The sequence below is a fragment of the Streptomyces venezuelae ATCC 10712 genome (assembly GCF_008639165.1).
In the GTDB taxonomy this organism is placed as follows: Bacteria; Actinomycetota; Actinomycetes; order Streptomycetales; family Streptomycetaceae; genus Streptomyces; species Streptomyces venezuelae.
Genome location: NZ_CP029197.1, coordinates 1575506 through 1591766 on the forward strand (window position 1 = coordinate 1575506; position 16261 = coordinate 1591766).

Sequence of the window (16261 nt, forward strand, 5' to 3'; positions counted from 1 at the left end):
CTCATTCACAAGTCGTCTTACCTCCTTGGATGTCACCAGGAACATTTATCGATAGGTCAGCGTGGCACCATGCCGACGGTTGGCGACTCTATGGCGTGTCACCGCTCCGCAGCAACACAATCCGCCGGACCCGGCCCGATGTGTCGGCAACCGAACACCCCTCTGTCAAGGGTGCGCAGGCATGCATCCACACGTTTCAGGGGTGTGCGAAACGGTTAAAGGGTTACGTTCGAGGCGAGTTGGCCGAACGTTCCGGCGGGTCCGGACACGCGTCCGGCCGGACCTTGTCGAACAAGGTCCGGCCGGGCGTGTGGCATTGACGGCACGCGTTGACGGACGTGCCGAAGGGGTCAGCCGATGAGGGTGCTCAGCTCGACGTGCTCGAGGCCGTGCGCCTCGGCGACCTCCTTGTAAACCACCTTGCCGTCATGGGTGTTGAGGCCCAGGGCGAGCGCGGAGTCGCGGCGCAGCGCCTCGACCCAGCCGTTGTTCGCCAGCGACACGATGTAGGGCAGCGTGGCGTTGGTGAGGGCGTAGGTAGAGGTGTTCGGGACCGCGCCCGGCATGTTGGCGACGCAGTAGAAGACCGAGTTGTGGACCTGGAAGGTCGGCTCGGCGTGGGTGGTCGGGTGCGAGTCCTCGAAGCAGCCGCCCTGGTCGATCGCAATGTCGACAAGGACACTTCCGGGCTTCATCTTGGCGACGAGCTCGTTGGTGACCAGCTTCGGGGCCTTGGCGCCCGGGATGAGGACGGCGCCGATGACGAGGTCGGCCTCGACGACGGCCTTCTCCAGCTCGTAGGCGTTGGAGACGACCGTCTTCACCTTGGTGCCGAAGATCTTGTCGGCCTCGCGGAGCTTGTTGATGTCGCGGTCGAGCAGGGTCACGTGGAAGCCCATGCCGACGGCGATCTGGGTGGCGTTCCAGCCGGAGACGCCGCCGCCGATGACGACCGCCTCGCCGGCGTGGGTGCCGGGGACGCCGCCGGGGAGGACGCCGCGGCCGCCGACCGAGCGCATCAGGTGGTACGCGCCGACCTGCGGGGCCAGGCGGCCCGCGACCTCGGACATCGGGGCGAGCAGCGGGAGCGCGCGGTTCGCGGTCTCGACCGTCTCGTACGCGATGGCGGTGGTGCCGGAGGCCAGGAGCGCGTCCGTGCACTCCTTGGAGGCGGCGAGGTGCAGGTAGGTGAAGAGCGTCTGGTCCTTGCGGAGGCGGTGGTACTCCTCCGCGATGGGCTCCTTGACCTTGAGCAGCAGGTCGGCGGTGGCCCAGACCTCGTCGGCGGTGGGGAGGATCTCGGCGCCGGCGGCGACGTACTCCTCGTCCGTGATCGAGGAGCCGACACCGGCGTTCTGCTCGACGAAGACCTGGTGGCCGTGGCGGACGAGCTCGTGGACACCGGCAGGGGTGATGGCCACGCGGAACTCGTTGTTCTTGACCTCGCGGGGGATGCCGACCTTCATCGTCGATCACGGTCCTTGAATCAGGGGGGATACATGGGGCAATGCGATACATACCCGGATGCACTGCGGCGCACCGGGGCAGACCACGTTCGAACGCGGCGCACCCAGTCTAATGAAGGAGTTCCCGGTGTCTAGCCTTTCAAAGTACTAATCTTCGCCGGACCCACTGCGGATTTCGTAGGCGGATGATTCCGTTTCCAGCAGTCTGTCGGCCGCGGACCGGTGCAGCCGGGCGGCCGCCGGGTCGCCCAGCCGGTCGAGGGTGTCGGCAAGCCGCAGCTGCAGCGCCGCCTGGAGCCGGGTGTCCTGGGCGCGCCGGGCCCACTCGACGGCCTCCTCGCAGGTCCGCAGGGACTCCTCGGGCCGCCCCGCGTACTCCTGGACCCGGGCCGCCTCGCTCAACGCCCGCGCGTAGCCCGGGAGATCGTCGAGCCTGCGGTAGCCCGCGGCGGCCGCCCGCCAGTTCCGCAGCGCCTCCCCGTAGCGGCCCGCATAGGTCTGCACGGCGCCGAGCCGGGCGTACAGCCTGGCCTGGTCCGGACGCTCGTCCCGGGCGAGACGCTGGGCGAGCGCCCGGCCGTACCAGTCGCCGGCCCGCTGCCAGTCCCCCAGCTCCTGATACGAGCCACCTACGGATTCCATCGCGCGACCGGTCGCGTACGGGTCATTTGCTGCGCGTCCGGCATCCAAAGCCGACCGATATCGCAGCAGAGCCTCCTTCGTCCTGCCCGTGCGGGCATCGAGATCGGCCAGGTTCAGCAGGGCGGCCGCCCGCTCCCGGTGCAGCCCCCGCCGCTCGGCCACGTCCAGGACCAGCTGGTGCAGCCCGTACAGCTGGGGCGCGGCCGCCTCCGCGCCCTGGTGCGCGGCCAGCGCCCGCACGAGGGAGGCGACAAGCCGGCGGGCCAGGGTGTCCAGCTCCCCGTCGGCGACGGCGAGCCGGGCGGAGGCGAGCAGGACGGACTGCCGGGTGCGCAGCCAGAGCTCGCCCGCCGCCGCGTTCGGGAAGCGGAGCGCCCGGGGCAGACCGGCCAGCTTCTTGCGGGCCGGCGAGCCCTCGGGCTCGGTGACCGCACGGCAGGACTGGAGGAGCCGTACGGTCCGCTCCAGCATCCGGGCCCGCGCGAGCTGCACCTCGGCGGGCCGGTCGCGCTCCTCCAGCTGAGCACGGAGCAGGGGGACGAGATGGCCGGGCACCTCGTACTGCCCGTCCTCACCGGCTTCGAGCAACCCCAGGGCGGCGAAGTCGGCGAGGGTGGTCGCGGCGGCCGAGACCGAACAGCCGGCCAGCGCGGAAGCGGTGTGCGCGTCGGCCCGGCCGAGCGGGGCGAGCGACAGGTATCGCAGTATCCGCGCGGCGGGCCCCGGCAGCCCCTCGTGGGCGAGCGAGAAGGCACGGGTCAGCGGATCGCCGCTGAGCGCCCGCAGCCGCTTCGCGAGATCCGCGACCGAGGCCTTGGGGCGGGAGGAGAGCCAGCCGCCGGCGAGGACCACCGCGGCGGGCAGCCCGCCGCACTCCTCGACCAGGCTTTCGGCGGCCTGCGGATCGACGGTGACGCGTACGGAACCGGTGAAGGCGGTGAGCAGCTCGATGGCCGACTTCGGGTCGAGCCCGCCGAGCGTGCAGGGCCGCACGTCGGGAATGCCGGTGAGCGGCCCGCGGGCGACGCCGATCACCAGGGAGTCGGGGTTGTCGGGGATGAGGGGGTCGGCCTGCTCGGCGTCGACGGCGTCGTCGAGGACCAGCACGGCCCGCCGCGCGCCGAGCGCCTCCCGGACCAGCTCGGTCAGCTCGTCCTCGGCGGCGCCGGGCGGTTCGGCGACGCCCAGCGCGGCGAGGAGTTCCTGGGCGACCCGGGCGGTGGGGACGGGGTCGCCCCCGGGCTCGGTGAGCCGCGCGCGGAAGACCCCGTCGGGATACCGGTCGGCGAGACCGGCGGCCAGCTCCTCGGCGAGCGCGGTCCGCCCGGAGCCGGGCTTGCCCGCGACGAGCAGCACGCGGGCGCGGGGGGCCTTGCGGCCGGTGAGGGTGTCGAGGCCGGTCCGCTCGATGTCGGCGCGCAGGGCCTTCAACTCCCGCTGCCGGCCGAAGAACTGCCGGCTGCCGGCCGCCGCCACCGCCTGATCCGTCACGGGCCACGCTCCCGTCCACCTGCGCACGAGCCGATCCCGCGGGGGCTCCGCACGGGCGATTCCGAGCGTAGTTCAGCCCGGCACACGCCCCCGGCGAAGCACGACCACCCCGTCCCCCGATCGGATCAACAGATCGTCACACCACCCGCTGCGCTACGCCTCGAACGGTCGCGCCGGCCACGGCGCGTCCGCGGGGCGCAGGGACTCGTCCAGACCCTCCGCCCGCGCCGCCGCCAGCGACAGCACCCCGACCACCAGGCAGTTGTTGTGCAGCGACCCCGCCAGGACCGCCCGTACGAGCTCCCCGAGCGGCACCCGGGCGAGTTCCATGTCGGCCTCCTCCTCGGAGACCTCGAAGCGTTCCCCCTCCGCCTCGGAGAGCCCGCGAGCGAGGAAGATCCGTACGGCCTCGTCGCAGCCGCCCGGCGTCGTGTAGACGTCGGTCAGGACCCGCCAGTCCTCCGCCTTGACGTGCGCCTCCTCGTACAGCTCGCGCTGCGCCGCGTGCAGCGGGTTCTCACCGGGCACGTCGAGGAGCCCGGCCGGGATCTCCCAGAGCTTCTGCCGCACGGGGTGCCGGTACTGCTTGAGCAGCAGGACCCGGTCCTGCTCGTCGAGGGCGAGGACGGCCACGGAGCCGGGGTGGACCTGGTAGTCGCGGCGCGCGACCGTGCCGTCCGGCATGACCACGTCGTCCGTGCGGACGCTCGTCTTGTTTCCCCGGAAGGGGGTCGTGGTCGCGACGACCCGCCACTCCTCAGGGGTGTCCTGCAACTCCATGAGCTGTCCTCCCACATGCGCACACAGACGAAAACCGGGGTACGGGCCCCGGAAGGACCCGTACCCCGGCAACGTTAACGCCTGGTCCTACTTGCCCGTCTTGCGCTCCACGGCCGCCTTCACCAGGCCGGCGAAGAGCGGGTGCGGACGCGTCGGGCGCGAGCGCAGCTCGGGGTGCGCCTGGGTGGCGACCAGGTAGGGGTGGATCTCGCGCGGGTACTCGACGTACTCGACGAGCTTGTTGTCCGGGGAGGTGCCGGAGAAGACCAGACCGGCCTTCTTCTCCAGCTCCGCGCGGTAGGCGTTGTTCACCTCGTAGCGGTGCCGGTGGCGCTCGTCGACGTACGGCTGGTCGCCGTAGACCTCGCGGACGATCGAGCCCTCGGCGAGCTTCGCCGGGTACAGACCGAGGCGCATCGTTCCGCCCAGGTCGCCGGCGCCCTCGACGTACGCGAGCTGCTCCTCCATCGTGGAGACGACGGGGTGCGCGGTGGCCGGGTCGAACTCGGTGGAGTTGGCCTCGGGGATGTCGGCCAGGTTCCGGGCGGCCTCGATGACGATGCACTGCAGACCGAGGCAGATGCCGAGCAGCGGCACCTTGTTCTCGCGGGCGTACTGGATCGCGCCGACCTTGCCGCTCACACCGCGGTCGCCGAAGCCGCCGGGGATGAGGATCGCGTCGACGTCGCCGAGCTGCTTCTTGGCCCCGGCCGGGGTCTTGCAGTCGTCGGAGGTGACCCACTTGACCTTGACCCGCGCCTTGTTGGCGAAGCCGCCGGCGCGCATGGCCTCGGTGACGGAGAGGTACGCGTCGGGAAGGTCGATGTACTTGCCGACGAGCGCGACGGTGACCTCGTGGTCGGGGTTGTGGACGCGGTCCAGGAGGTCCTCCCAGACGGTCCAGTCCACGTCGCGGAAGGGCAGGTCGAGCTTGCGGACGACGTAGGCGTCCAGGCCCTCGGAGTGCAGCACCTTCGGGATGTCGTAGATCGACTTGGCGTCGATGGCGGCGACGACCGCGGCCTCGTCGACGTCGCACATCAGCGAGATCTTGCGCTTGATGGCGGTCGGGACCTCACGGTCGGCGCGCAGCACGATGGCGTCCGGCTGGATACCGATGTTGCGGAGCGCGGCGACGGAGTGCTGGGTCGGCTTGGTCTTCAGCTCGCCGGAGGGGCCGATGTAGGGCAGCAGCGAGATGTGGACGACGAAGACGTTGTCGCGGCCGACCTCGTGGCGGACCTGGCGGACGGTCTCCAGGAAGGGCAGCGACTCGATGTCGCCGACGGTGCCGCCGACCTCGGTGATGACGACGTCGACGTCGTCGGTCGCCATGCGGCGGATCCGGCCCTTGATCTCGTTGGTGATGTGCGGGATGACCTGCACGGTGTCACCGAGGTACTCGCCGCGCCGCTCCTTGGCGATGACCTGCGAGTAGACCTGGCCGGTGGTGACGTTGGCCGAGCCGTCGAGGTCGACGTCGAGGAAGCGCTCGTAGTGGCCGATGTCCAGGTCGGTCTCGGCGCCGTCGTTGGTGACGAACACCTCGCCGTGCTGGAACGGGTTCATCGTGCCGGGGTCGACGTTCAGGTACGGATCGAGCTTCTGCATGGTGACCCGCAGGCCCCGGGCCTTGAGCAGCGCACCCAGGCTGGAGGCGGTCAGTCCCTTGCCGAGGCTGGAGGCGACACCCCCGGTGACGAAGATGTGCTTGGTCGTCGTGGTTTTGGGCGGCATCGCCAAGAGGGGGCTCCCGTGGTCGCGTTCTGGAGGTGCGTACCGGCGTCCCCTCCGGAAGAATCGGGGGGTGCCGTCGCTGCGGTTTCGGGGTCCTCGGCTGTCGCCGTTTCCCACCGGTCCACGGGGTACCAGGGTATCAGCGACATCGGGAGACCGCTTCCGGCCACACGCGGCAGTCGGGTGTTCACGGACGGCGACGCAAGGGCGGGACGGGCCTCTCGTGGAGCGGGCCGGGCCCCCCGCGGGGCGGGATCGGACCGGCCGACGGGCGGGATCGGGCCCGCCGCAGGGGCGGGGCGGAGGCTCCCGCCAAGGATCTTCCTCCGGGGGAAAGGACTCGTTCACCTGATCGGAGCAACGCCGTTACCGGTGTGATCACCGGGTCACTAGGGTGCGACGTATCCTGCTCGGACGATTGCCCGCCGAGCCGGCCGGCCAGCGGCACCACCCCGCCCTCCCCCGGAGCCGAACACCTGGGGAGACCCCCCACCCGGCCAAGAGCTCGTCGAAGATCCCTTGACCGCTGACACACGCAGACCCGGCTGACACCAGCCGGCGCATCTGAGCAAGCGCCCCGCGGGGCGGACGTGGCCGTTCGACTGGAGTGAAGCACGTGGCCGGGCGCATCGAAGATTACGCACTCATCGGAGACATGCAGACCGCCGCACTGGTCTGCCGCGACGGCAGCGTCGACTGGCTGTGCCTCCCACGCTTCGACTCGCACGCGATCTTCGCGGGACTGCTCGGCACGGAGGAACACGGATTCTGGCGGGTGAGCCCCGCAGGGCCGGCCGACGGCGAGCCCGTCCCGGCGGACCGCCGCCGCTACGTGGGCGACTCGCTGATCCTGGAGTCCGAGTGGGACACCCCGCGCGGCACGGTCCGGGTGACCGACTTCATGCCGCCCCGTGAGGGCGCCCCGCAGCTCATCCGGATCGTGGAGGGCGTCTCGGGCCGGGTCCGGATGCGTTCCGCGCTGCGGATGCGGTTCAGCTACGGCCGGATCGTGCCGTGGGTCCACAAGGTCGGCGAGCGCACGGTCGCCGTCGCGGGGCCCGACTCGGTGTGGCTGGACACGGACGCCGAGACGCACGGCAAGGACCTGACGACGTACTCCGAGTTCACCGTGAACCCCGGTGACCGGGTCACGTTCACGCTCTCCTGGCAGCCCTCCCACAAGGAGCCGCCGGCGCTCCCGGACCCCGAGGGTTCCCTGGAGGCGACCGCCGACTTCTGGCGCGAGTGGGTCGAGCACTGCACGTACCACGGGCCCTACCGGGAGGCGGTGATCCGCTCCCTGATCACCCTGAAGGCGCTGACGTACGCGCCGACGGGCGGGATCGTGGCCGCGCCGACGACCTCGCTGCCGGAGGAGATCGGCGGCGTCCGCAACTGGGACTACCGCTACACCTGGCTGCGGGACGCGGCGATCACCCTCTCCTCGATGCTGCGCACCGGCTACCGCGAGGAGGCCCGCGCCTGGCGCGACTGGCTGCTCCGCGCGGTCGCCGGCGACCCGGAGAACCTCCAGATCATGTACGGCATCGCCGGCGAGCGGGAGCTGGGCGAGGCGGAGCTGGACTGGCTGCCCGGGTACGAGAACTCCGGCCCGGTCCGGGTCGGCAACGGCGCCGCCAACCAGCTCCAGCTGGACGTGTACGGCGAGGTCACGGAAGCCCTCCACCTCGCGCACATGACGGGCCTCTCCCGCAACGACTACGCCTCGCTCCTCCAGATCAAGCTGATCAACTACCTGGAGAAGCACTGGGACCAGCCCGACGAGGGCATCTGGGAGGTGCGCGGCCCGCGCCGCCACTTCGTCCACTCCAAGGTGATGGCCTGGGTGGCCGTCGACCGCACGATCAAGCTGATCGAGTCCGGCGACGCCGACGGACCGCTCGAGCGCTGGTACGCGCTGCGCGACGAGATCCACCGGGACGTCTGCGAGAAGGGTTACGACCCGGAGCGGAACACCTTCACGCAGTCGTACGGCTCCAAGGAACTGGACGCCTCGCTGCTGCTGATCCCGCAGATGGGCTTCCTGCCGCCGGACGACAAGCGGGTCATCGGCACGATCGAGGCGATCCAGCGCGAGCTGTCCACGGAGGACGGCTTCGTGCTGCGCTACCCCACGTCCGGCGAGGAGGCCGGCGTCGACGGCCTGGAGGGCGACGAGGGCGCGTTCCTGGCCTGCTCGTTCTGGCTGGCGGACGACCTCGCGATGATCGGCCGGGTCGACGAGGCGCGTTCGCTCTTCGAGCGGCTGCTCGCGCTCCGCAACGACCTGGGGCTGCTCGCCGAGGAGTGGGACCCGAGGCTCCAGCGGCAGGTGGGCAACTTCCCGCAGGCGTTCAGCCACGTCCCGCTGATCGACACGGCCCTGCGCCTGACGGCGAGCGGAGCGTACGGCGGCTGACCGGGACGTACGGGGCCGCGCGGACCTTCCGGCACGCGGAGGACGGGACCCGGACCTACGATGAGAAAGTCCCGTCCCCCGCGTGAAAGGGGGGCTCCCATGGGTCCCCACATCTCCGAAAGCGCCCTGTCCGGACTGGTCGAGGACCTCGCCGGCGAGGTGATCGTCCCCGGCGACCCGGACTACGACGAGGCCCGCCGGATCCACAACGCCATGATCGACCGGCGTCCCTCGGTGATCGCCCGGTGCGCGACCCCGGCCGACGTGTCCAACGCGATCCTCTTCGGCCGCTCCTGCGAACTGCCGGTCGCCGTGCGCGGCGGCGGACACAGCGTCGCCGGGTCCTCCATGATCGACGGCGCGCTCGTGATCGACCTGAGCCGGATGCACGCGGTCGTCGTGGATCCGGAGGACATGACCGTACGCGTCGAGGGCGGCGCGACGATGGGCCGGCTGGACCACGCCTGTCAGCCGTTCCACCTGGCGACCACCGGCGGCCGGGTCTCCACCACCGGGGTGGCCGGCTTCGCGCTGGGCGGCGGATCGGGCTGGCTGGAGCGGAAGTTCGGCCTCGCCAGCGACAACCTGCTGGCGGCCGATCTGATCACGGCCGAGGGCAAGCACGTCCACACGGACACGGAGGAGAACCCGGACCTGTTCTGGGCCCTGCACGGCGGCGGCGGCAACTTCGGGGTGGCGACCTCGCTGACGCTGCGTCTGCACGAGCTGCCGCGGATGAGTTTCGTGATGCTCTTCTTCCTGCCCGACAAGGCGCCCGAGGTGGTGCGCGCCTACCGGGACCTCACGGCCGCCGCGCCGGACGAGGTGGGCGGCGGGGCGATCTACCTGCCGGCGCCGCCCGAACCGTTCGTCCCCCCGGAGCTCGTCGGCAAGCTGGTCTGCGGGGCACTGCTGACGTACGCGGGGCCGGTCGAGGAGGTACGGGAACTCGCGGCGCCGCTGTTCGCCCTGAAGCCCGAGATCGCGATCGACACGGACATCGCGTACACCGACCTGCAGTGCATGCTCGACGACCCGCCGGGGCTGCGGAACTACTGGTCGGCCGAGTACCTGACGTCCTTCCCCGACGAGGCCGTGGACGTGTTCTGCGCGCGCGGCGCGGAGATCCCGATGCCGACGGCCACCCAGCACGTGCTGTTCCCGCTGGGTGGCGCGGTGACGGCCGGCGCGGGCCCGTACCCGCAGCCGTGGCGGACCGCCCCGTGGGGCGTGCATCCGTTCGCGACCTGGGAGGACCCGGCGATGGACGAGCCAGCGATCCAGTGGGTGAAGGACGTACGGGCCGACGCGCGGCCGTGGTCGATCGACTCGGTGTACCTGAACTTCACCGGAGCCGAGGGCGAGCAGCGGGTCGTCGACTCCTTCGGCGAGGAGAACTACCGCCGGCTCGCCGCCGTCAAGGCCGCGTACGACCCCGACAACGTGTTCCGCTTCAACCACAACATCACGCCGACCGCCGCCTGAGCCCACCGCCCGCCGGCCCCGGGGCTCAGCTCAGCGCGGCGATCACCTCCAGGGCGGCGCGCTCGCCCTCCGTGGCCCCGCCTTCCATGAAGCCCTGGAAGTCGTACGAGCAGTGCTCGCCGCCGATGTGCACGTTGCCCTGGGCGGTGCCCTCGTACCCCGCGTACCGGTGGAGGTAGCCGACCGGCCAGCAGGAGTACGCGCCGAGCGTGTACGGGTCGCGGTGCCAGGCGGAGAGCTGGGCGCGGCCCGCGTACGCCCGGGAGGTGCCGGGGAAGAAGGCGTCGATGCCCGCCAGGTGGCGGGTGACGAGGCTCCGTACGTACGGGTCCGACTCGGTGGAGAAGGGCCCGGCGGGCGTGAGCGAGCGGGCGAGGGCGCCGCCGCCGTACTGGAGGAGGATGCCGCCGGTCCCGCCCTGGATCTTGGTGGTGTCCCAGGTCTGCTGGACCTCGGTGTCGGTGAAGCAGTCACCGGCCGAGACGCCGGGCCAGGCGCCGGTGCCGCGCCAGGGGCGGGTGCCGAACTGCATGTTGAGTTTGGTGCAGTAACCCATCCGCGCGTCCCGCAGCAGGTTCCTCATGAGCGGGTCGAAGGCGGCCCGGGAGAGGTCGAGCTGCTGGAGGACGGGCAGCGGGAGACAGAGGACCGTGTGGTCGGCGGTGACGGTCCGGGTGGCGCCGGCCTCGGTGAAGGTCAGCGTCTGGGTGCCGTCGGCGTTGGCCCGTACGGCGGTCAGGGACCAGCCCTGGCGCAGGGTGCCGGGGGCGAGCGCCCCGGCGATGGCGTGGGGGAGCCGGTCGTTGCCGCCGACGATGTGGTACCGCTCGTTGGACAGGCCCCAGACGTTGAAGTTGCCGGGATTGGTCTGGTAGCCCATGAGCAGCACGAGGGCGAGCGAGGACTGTTCGGTGGTGTCGGCGCCGTACTCGACGTTGTAGGCGACGTCGAGGAAGCGGCCGAGCGGCGAGGAGTGGCCGCCGGGGACCCGGGTCTCGATCCATTCGTGGATCGACATGTTGTCGAGCGCGGTGCCGGTGGGGGTGGTCCGGTTCCAGGACACCTCCCCCGCCTCGGAGAGGTCCCGGCGCAACTGCTGGTAGACCGCCTTGAAGTCCTCGTCGGCCTGGGCGCGCGGGTAGTAGGCGCCGTTGAACCAGAGGACTTCCTCGGCTCCGTTGGGCCCGCCGCCGAGGAAGTCCTCCACGGACAGGCCGAAGCGGCGGCAGAGCGCCAGGATCTTCTTGTGGCCGGTGTCGATCAGCTCGCCGCCGATCTCGGAGGTCTGGCCGTACGCCCAGTGGGCGCGCTGGGTCCACATGCGGCCGCCGACCCGGGAGGGGTTCGCCTCGTAGAGCGCCGGGCTCAGGCCGGCGTCCTGGAGGGTGAGGGCGGCGGTGAGGCCGGAGATCCCGGCGCCGACGACGGCGATCCGGGCGGTGCTGCTGATCGGCGGGGTCGGGGTGGCGGCCGCGGCGGGCGCGACGGTGGCCGCCGTGCCCGCGCCGACCGCGATCCCGGCGGCTGCCGCGTACTTGAGGAGGGACCGGCGCCCGAGGGCGTCGGCCCGCATGCCGCGGAGCTCGTCGACGGGCAGGCCGAGCCGTCGGGCGTCGGCGTGCTCGGCGGCGAGGTGCTTCAGGAGGTGCATCGGGTTGGTGCGTGCCATGGGGCGCTCCTGGAGGAAGAGGGGACGGAACCCGGGGAGGGAGGGTCAGCTCTGGGGTACGGGGGCGGGCGCGGCGGCCTCGTCGGCGGGGCGTTCGGTGGCGTCCTCCAGGACGATCCGGCCGATGATCTCGTACCGTTCGGGCCGCTTGGCCTTGAGGTGGAAGCCGAGGCCGAGGCCGCCGAAGAAGACGGCGCCGACGATCCACGGGATCGCCTTGAAGAAGAGCGAGTCGGCGGCGAGCCCGGCCGCGGTCTCCATGTTCATGATCAGCAGCACGACGACGGCGATCATGCCGACGCCGCCGAGGAGCGGGGCGGTGAGGGTCTTGAACCAGTGCCGGTCCTCGGGGTGGTTCTTGCGGAAGTAGCCGATGACGGCGAAGGAGCAGAGCGTCTGGACGATGAGGATCGCCATGGTGCCGAGGATCGCGAGCAGGGTGTAGAGGTGGATGTAGGGGTCCTGGCCGGTCAGCCAGAAGGCGCCGACGAGGGCCACGGCGATCGCGCTCTGCACGAACGAGGCGATGTACGGCGACCCGTGACGGGCGTGGGTGCGGCCGAGCGCCGGGTGGAGGAAGCCCTCGCGGCCGATGGCGTAGAGGTAGCGCGAGGCGCACTGGTGGAACGCCATGCCGCAGGCGAAGGAGCCGGTGAGCAGCAGCCACTGGAAGGCGTCGACGGCCCAGGCGCCGATGAAGGACTCGGTGGGCGCGAAGAACAGGTCGAGCGGGCTGGCGGAGGCGGACAGCTTCACCGAGCCGGTCAGCCCGTTCCCGGCGATCGTCATCCACGACACGTAGATGTAGAAGAGGCCGACGCCGATGACGGAGATCAGGGTGGCGCGCGGGATGACCCTCTTCGGGTCGCGGGACTCCTCCCCGTACATCGCGGTCGACTCGAAGCCGACCCAGGACCAGAAGGCGAAGAAGAGACCGAGGCCGGCGGAGGTGCCGGTGAAGGCGTTCCTGGGGTCGATCGGCTCGACGGGGATGCCGTCCGGGCCGCCGCCGGCGATCAGGACGGCGGTGGCGACCGCGAAGAGCACGGCGATCTCGGCGACAAGCATCACGCCGAGCGCCCTGGCGGTCAGGTTGATGTCGAAGTACGAGAGGACGGCGGTGACGGCCAGCATGACCGCCGCGTACAGGATCCACGGCAGGTCGGCGCCGAGCTGGTCGGCGACCGTCGTCTTGGCGAAGTAGGCGAAGACCCCGACGATCGAGGCCTCGAAGACGACGTACGCGAGGACGGCGAGCATGCCGGAGGCCATGCCGGCGATCCGGCCGAGGCCGTGCGAGATGTAGCCGTAGAAGGCGCCGGCGGCCGTGATCCGCTTCGCCATGGCGACGTAGCCGACCGAGAAGACGGTCAGGACGAGCGTCGCGAAGAGATATCCGGCGGGGGCGCCGGTGCCGTTGCCGAATCCGACGGCGATGGGGAGGTTTCCGGTCATCGCCGTGATCGGCGCGGCGGTGGCGACGGCCATGAAGACGACGCCGACGAGTCCGACCGAGTTCGCCTTGAGCCGGTGGACTTCTGGGGTGGGGTTCTCTGCCATGGGCCGAGAGGATCCTCGGGAGTGACGTAGGCCACAATCGACATGCGGTCGCACAATTCCCGCCACGGGGCGACGAGTTGTCGCCCCGGTGTACGAACTGTCCGGTCCCGTGACCGTGGGGTGATGTCGCCGAAACACGGACGCGGGTAGCGTCCGGGCCCATGGACAATCAGGGCGGGATCACCGTGCAGCGGGCGCTGGAACTCCCCGGGCTGCGCGGCGGGCTCCCGGAGGTCGTGGCCGGCGCCGACCGGCTGCACCGCACCGTGCGCTGGGTGCACGCGGGCGAGGTGCCGAACATCGCGTCGCTGCTCAAGGGCGGCGAACTGCTCCTCACGACGGGCCTCGGCCTGGGCACCCGCCCGGCCGAACAGCGGGCGTTCGTCCGCAGGCTCGCCGACCGGGGCATCGCGGCGCTCGTCGTCGAGCTGGGGCCGCGGTTCGCCCGCCTCCCGGCGACCATAGTGGAGACCGCGCGGGCCGCCGGGCTGCCCCTGGTGCAGCTCCACCGCGAGGTCCCCTTCGTGGCCGTCACGGAGGAGATCCACACCGAGATCGTCAACGGCCACTACGCCCTCCAGCGGCAGGCCGAGGAGGTCCACCGGCAGTGCACGGAGGCGCTCCTCGGCGGCGGCGGGGTCCCGCAGGTCCTGCGCATCCTCTCCGACTTCGCCGCCAACCCCGTCTTCCTGGAGACCGCCGACGGACAGCTGCTGTACGCGGCGGGCACCGAGTCCGCTCCCGCCGACCCGCTCCAGGTGTGGGACGGGCTGCGCGGCCAGCGGGCGGCCCGCGAGTCCGGCCCGCCGACGGGCACGGTCCTGGTGGACGTCCCGGGCGGCGGCCCCGGCACGTCCTCGGTACGGGCCCGCCTGGTGCTGCTCTCGGTCTCCGGCGCCCTCTCCCCCGTCCACCGGATGGCCGCCGAACGTGCCGCGGGCCTGCTCGCGGTCGTCCTCATGCAGGCACGGCAGGAGGAGGAACTGGCCGCGCGGGGCCGCGGCGACTTCCTCACGGACCTGGCGGAGGGGCGGATCACGGCCGAGGACGCCCCAGCGCAGGCCCGGGTCCTCGGCTTCAAGCCGGGCGACGGCCCGCTGCTGCCGGTGGTCATGCGCCTTGCGTCGGAGCTCTCCCCCTCGGGCAACTGGGCCCTGCTGGCCCGCGCGGTCCTGGAGGAACTGGCCTCCGTCGGCGTGCCGGTCCTCCTGGGCGTCCGCCCGGTGGAAGGCCGCGTGCCCCTCCTGCTCGGCCTGCGCTCGGAATCGGAGCGCACGGCGGTGGCGGACCGGGTCGCGGCGGCGCTCCGCGCGGGCGTGGAGCGGGCCGGCCTCGAACGCGCCGGGGTCCACCCGCCGGTCGTCGTGGTCGGCGTCGCCGGCAGCTGGGCGGCGGCCTCGGCGGGGCTGCGGCACGCGGCGGAGACGGCGACGGCCGCGCAGGGCCTCTCGGACCTCCCCTGGTACGACGCCCGACGCCTCGACATCGACCTGCTGCTGTGGCGGCTGCACTTCCACGGGGACACGGTCCTCGCGGCCTTCGTGGACCGTGCGATCGGCCCGCTGCGGGACCACGACCGCACGTCCCGCCCCCCGCTCCTCCCCACCCTGGAGACGTATCTGGCGCACGCGGGCCGCAAGGCGGAGACGGCGCGCGAGCTGCACCTCAACCGCCAGACGCTCTACAACCGCCTGGCCCGCATCTCGGAACTCCTGGGCACGGACCTGGACGACCCCCAGACGGTCCTGGCCCTCTCCCTGGCCCTGCGGGCCCGCCGCCACACCCCGTAGCCGGGGCCCCGCCAGGTCCGTGGCGGGGCGGACCGGGAGTCGGTCACCGCCCCGCCAGCTCGTCGTACACGCTCAGGACGTGCGCCACCGTCTCGTCCTCCGTGGGCCAGGACCCCGCCTGCACCCGCCCGGCCGCCGCCAGGTCCATCCGCCGCTCGACGTCCTCCAACAGCCCCCGCACCGCAAGCGCCAGCGCCTCCGCGTCGCCGTACGGCACCAACTCCGCGGCGTCCCCGACGAGTTCCGGCACTCCGCCGACCGCGGTGGCGACCAGCGGCACACCCAGCCGCAGCGCCTCCTGCGCGAGCAGCGACCGCGCCTCCCACCGGGACGGCAGCACGGCGACATCCGCCGCGGCGAGCAGCTCGGCGACGTCCTCACGCCGGCCGATCAGCCGCACCGGCAGGCTCTCGGCGACGATCCGCCGCTGGAGGGCGGCGCGTTCGCGCCCCTCCCCCGCGATGACCAGCAGCGGCTGCGGATCGAGCTCACGCCACACCCGCGCCGCGTCGAGCAGCGTCCGGTACCCCCGCCCCCGCTCCAGCGCCCCGACCGCCATCAGCAACGGCCGGTCGACCGCGCCCAGTTCGGCCCGGGCCTTGCCGTCGTGCAGACATACGGGCCCCCGCGCGGGCGGCACGGTGACGGGCGCGAGCCGGGCGTCACGGGCGCCGCGCCGCCGGGCCCGGTCGACGAGTTCGGAGGAGGTGGCGAGGACGACGGTCGCCGCCCGCACGGTCCGGCGCTCCACCATCCGCAGCACACCGCCCCCGGGACCGTCGACATGGCACCGGCTGTCCCAGGTCGTGACGAGCGGTGCGTGGGCCGCGCCGCCGGAGAGCGCGAGCGCGGCGCGTACGGAGGCCTGCAGGCCGTGCGCGTGGACGACGTCCGCCCCGATGCAGGCGTTGCGGAGGGCGGTGACGGTCGCGGGGTCGCCGAGGCGCGGCAGGGGCACGAAGTGGGCGCCGACCCCGAGGTAGTCGTAGACGCGGTCGAGTTCGGCCGGGGCGCACACGGTCACCCGCACGCCCCTCGCCACCAGCCCCGAGGCAAGTGATCGGACGTGAGCGCTGCTGCCCGCGCTGCCGCCGCCCAGCACTTGGACCGTACGGAGCTGTGTCACGCGCCCAAGGATGCCAGCCCGTACCCCTGACCGTACGCACGTTCCGGCACCGAAGTGGCGTCGTTCCCCCGCACGGAAGGCGTACGGCTCCGCGAC

At 72.1% G+C, this 16261-nt stretch carries 10 protein-coding genes; 3 read left to right on the forward strand and 7 right to left on the reverse strand.

The window, feature by feature from the left end:
* Positions 1 to 350: 350 nt before the first annotated feature.
* The 4 genes from ald to DEJ43_RS06970 all read right to left on the reverse strand — a co-directional run bounded on the left by ald (position 351) and on the right by DEJ43_RS06970 (position 6116).
* Complete coding sequence (gene ald, locus DEJ43_RS06955) at positions 351 to 1466, reverse strand: alanine dehydrogenase (protein WP_015032612.1); 1116 nt, start codon at positions 1464 to 1466, stop codon at positions 351 to 353.
* Positions 1467 to 1613: 147 nt separating this feature from the next.
* A complete protein-coding gene (locus tag DEJ43_RS06960) occupies positions 1614 to 3599 on the reverse strand; it encodes a tetratricopeptide repeat protein (RefSeq protein ID WP_041662203.1) in 1986 nt (661 codons plus the stop codon).
* 153 nt (positions 3600 to 3752) lie between these two features.
* Positions 3753 to 4379, reverse strand: coding sequence for an NUDIX domain-containing protein (locus DEJ43_RS06965; protein ID WP_015032614.1), 627 nt, complete (start codon positions 4377 to 4379; stop codon positions 3753 to 3755).
* Between the two features lie 87 nt (positions 4380 to 4466).
* The gene (locus DEJ43_RS06970) at positions 4467 to 6116 is read right to left on the reverse strand and encodes a CTP synthase (RefSeq protein WP_041662204.1); all 1650 of its coding nucleotides are present in this window, start codon (positions 6114 to 6116) and stop codon (positions 4467 to 4469) included.
* A gap of 616 nt (positions 6117 to 6732) precedes the next feature.
* Between DEJ43_RS06970 and DEJ43_RS06975 the strand changes: the two genes are divergently transcribed.
* Together DEJ43_RS06975 and DEJ43_RS06980 are read left to right on the forward strand one after the other, a co-directional pair.
* Entirely contained in the window at positions 6733 to 8535 is a 1803-nt protein-coding gene (locus DEJ43_RS06975; protein WP_041662206.1) for a glycoside hydrolase family 15 protein, read from the forward strand.
* A gap of 99 nt (positions 8536 to 8634) precedes the next feature.
* Positions 8635 to 10020 (forward strand): FAD-binding oxidoreductase, encoded by a 1386-nt coding sequence (locus DEJ43_RS06980; protein ID WP_015032617.1) that lies wholly within the window; start codon positions 8635 to 8637, stop codon positions 10018 to 10020.
* A gap of 25 nt (positions 10021 to 10045) precedes the next feature.
* On the opposite strand, the gene DEJ43_RS06985 is transcribed toward DEJ43_RS06980, so the two are convergent.
* Both DEJ43_RS06985 and DEJ43_RS06990 read right to left on the reverse strand, forming a co-directional pair.
* Entirely contained in the window at positions 10046 to 11689 is a 1644-nt protein-coding gene (locus DEJ43_RS06985; RefSeq protein WP_015032618.1) for a flavin monoamine oxidase family protein, read from the reverse strand.
* A gap of 45 nt (positions 11690 to 11734) precedes the next feature.
* Positions 11735 to 13249, reverse strand: coding sequence for an APC family permease (locus DEJ43_RS06990; protein ID WP_015032619.1), 1515 nt, complete (start codon positions 13247 to 13249; stop codon positions 11735 to 11737).
* A gap of 161 nt (positions 13250 to 13410) precedes the next feature.
* Between DEJ43_RS06990 and DEJ43_RS06995 the strand changes: the two genes are divergently transcribed.
* A complete protein-coding gene (locus DEJ43_RS06995) occupies positions 13411 to 15039 on the forward strand; it encodes a PucR family transcriptional regulator (RefSeq protein WP_015032620.1) in 1629 nt (542 codons plus the stop codon).
* A gap of 43 nt (positions 15040 to 15082) precedes the next feature.
* On the opposite strand, the gene DEJ43_RS07000 is transcribed toward DEJ43_RS06995, so the two are convergent.
* Complete coding sequence (locus tag DEJ43_RS07000) at positions 15083 to 16165, reverse strand: glycosyltransferase family 4 protein (protein ID WP_015032621.1); 1083 nt, start codon at positions 16163 to 16165, stop codon at positions 15083 to 15085.
* Between the last annotated feature and the right edge of the window lie 96 nt (positions 16166 to 16261).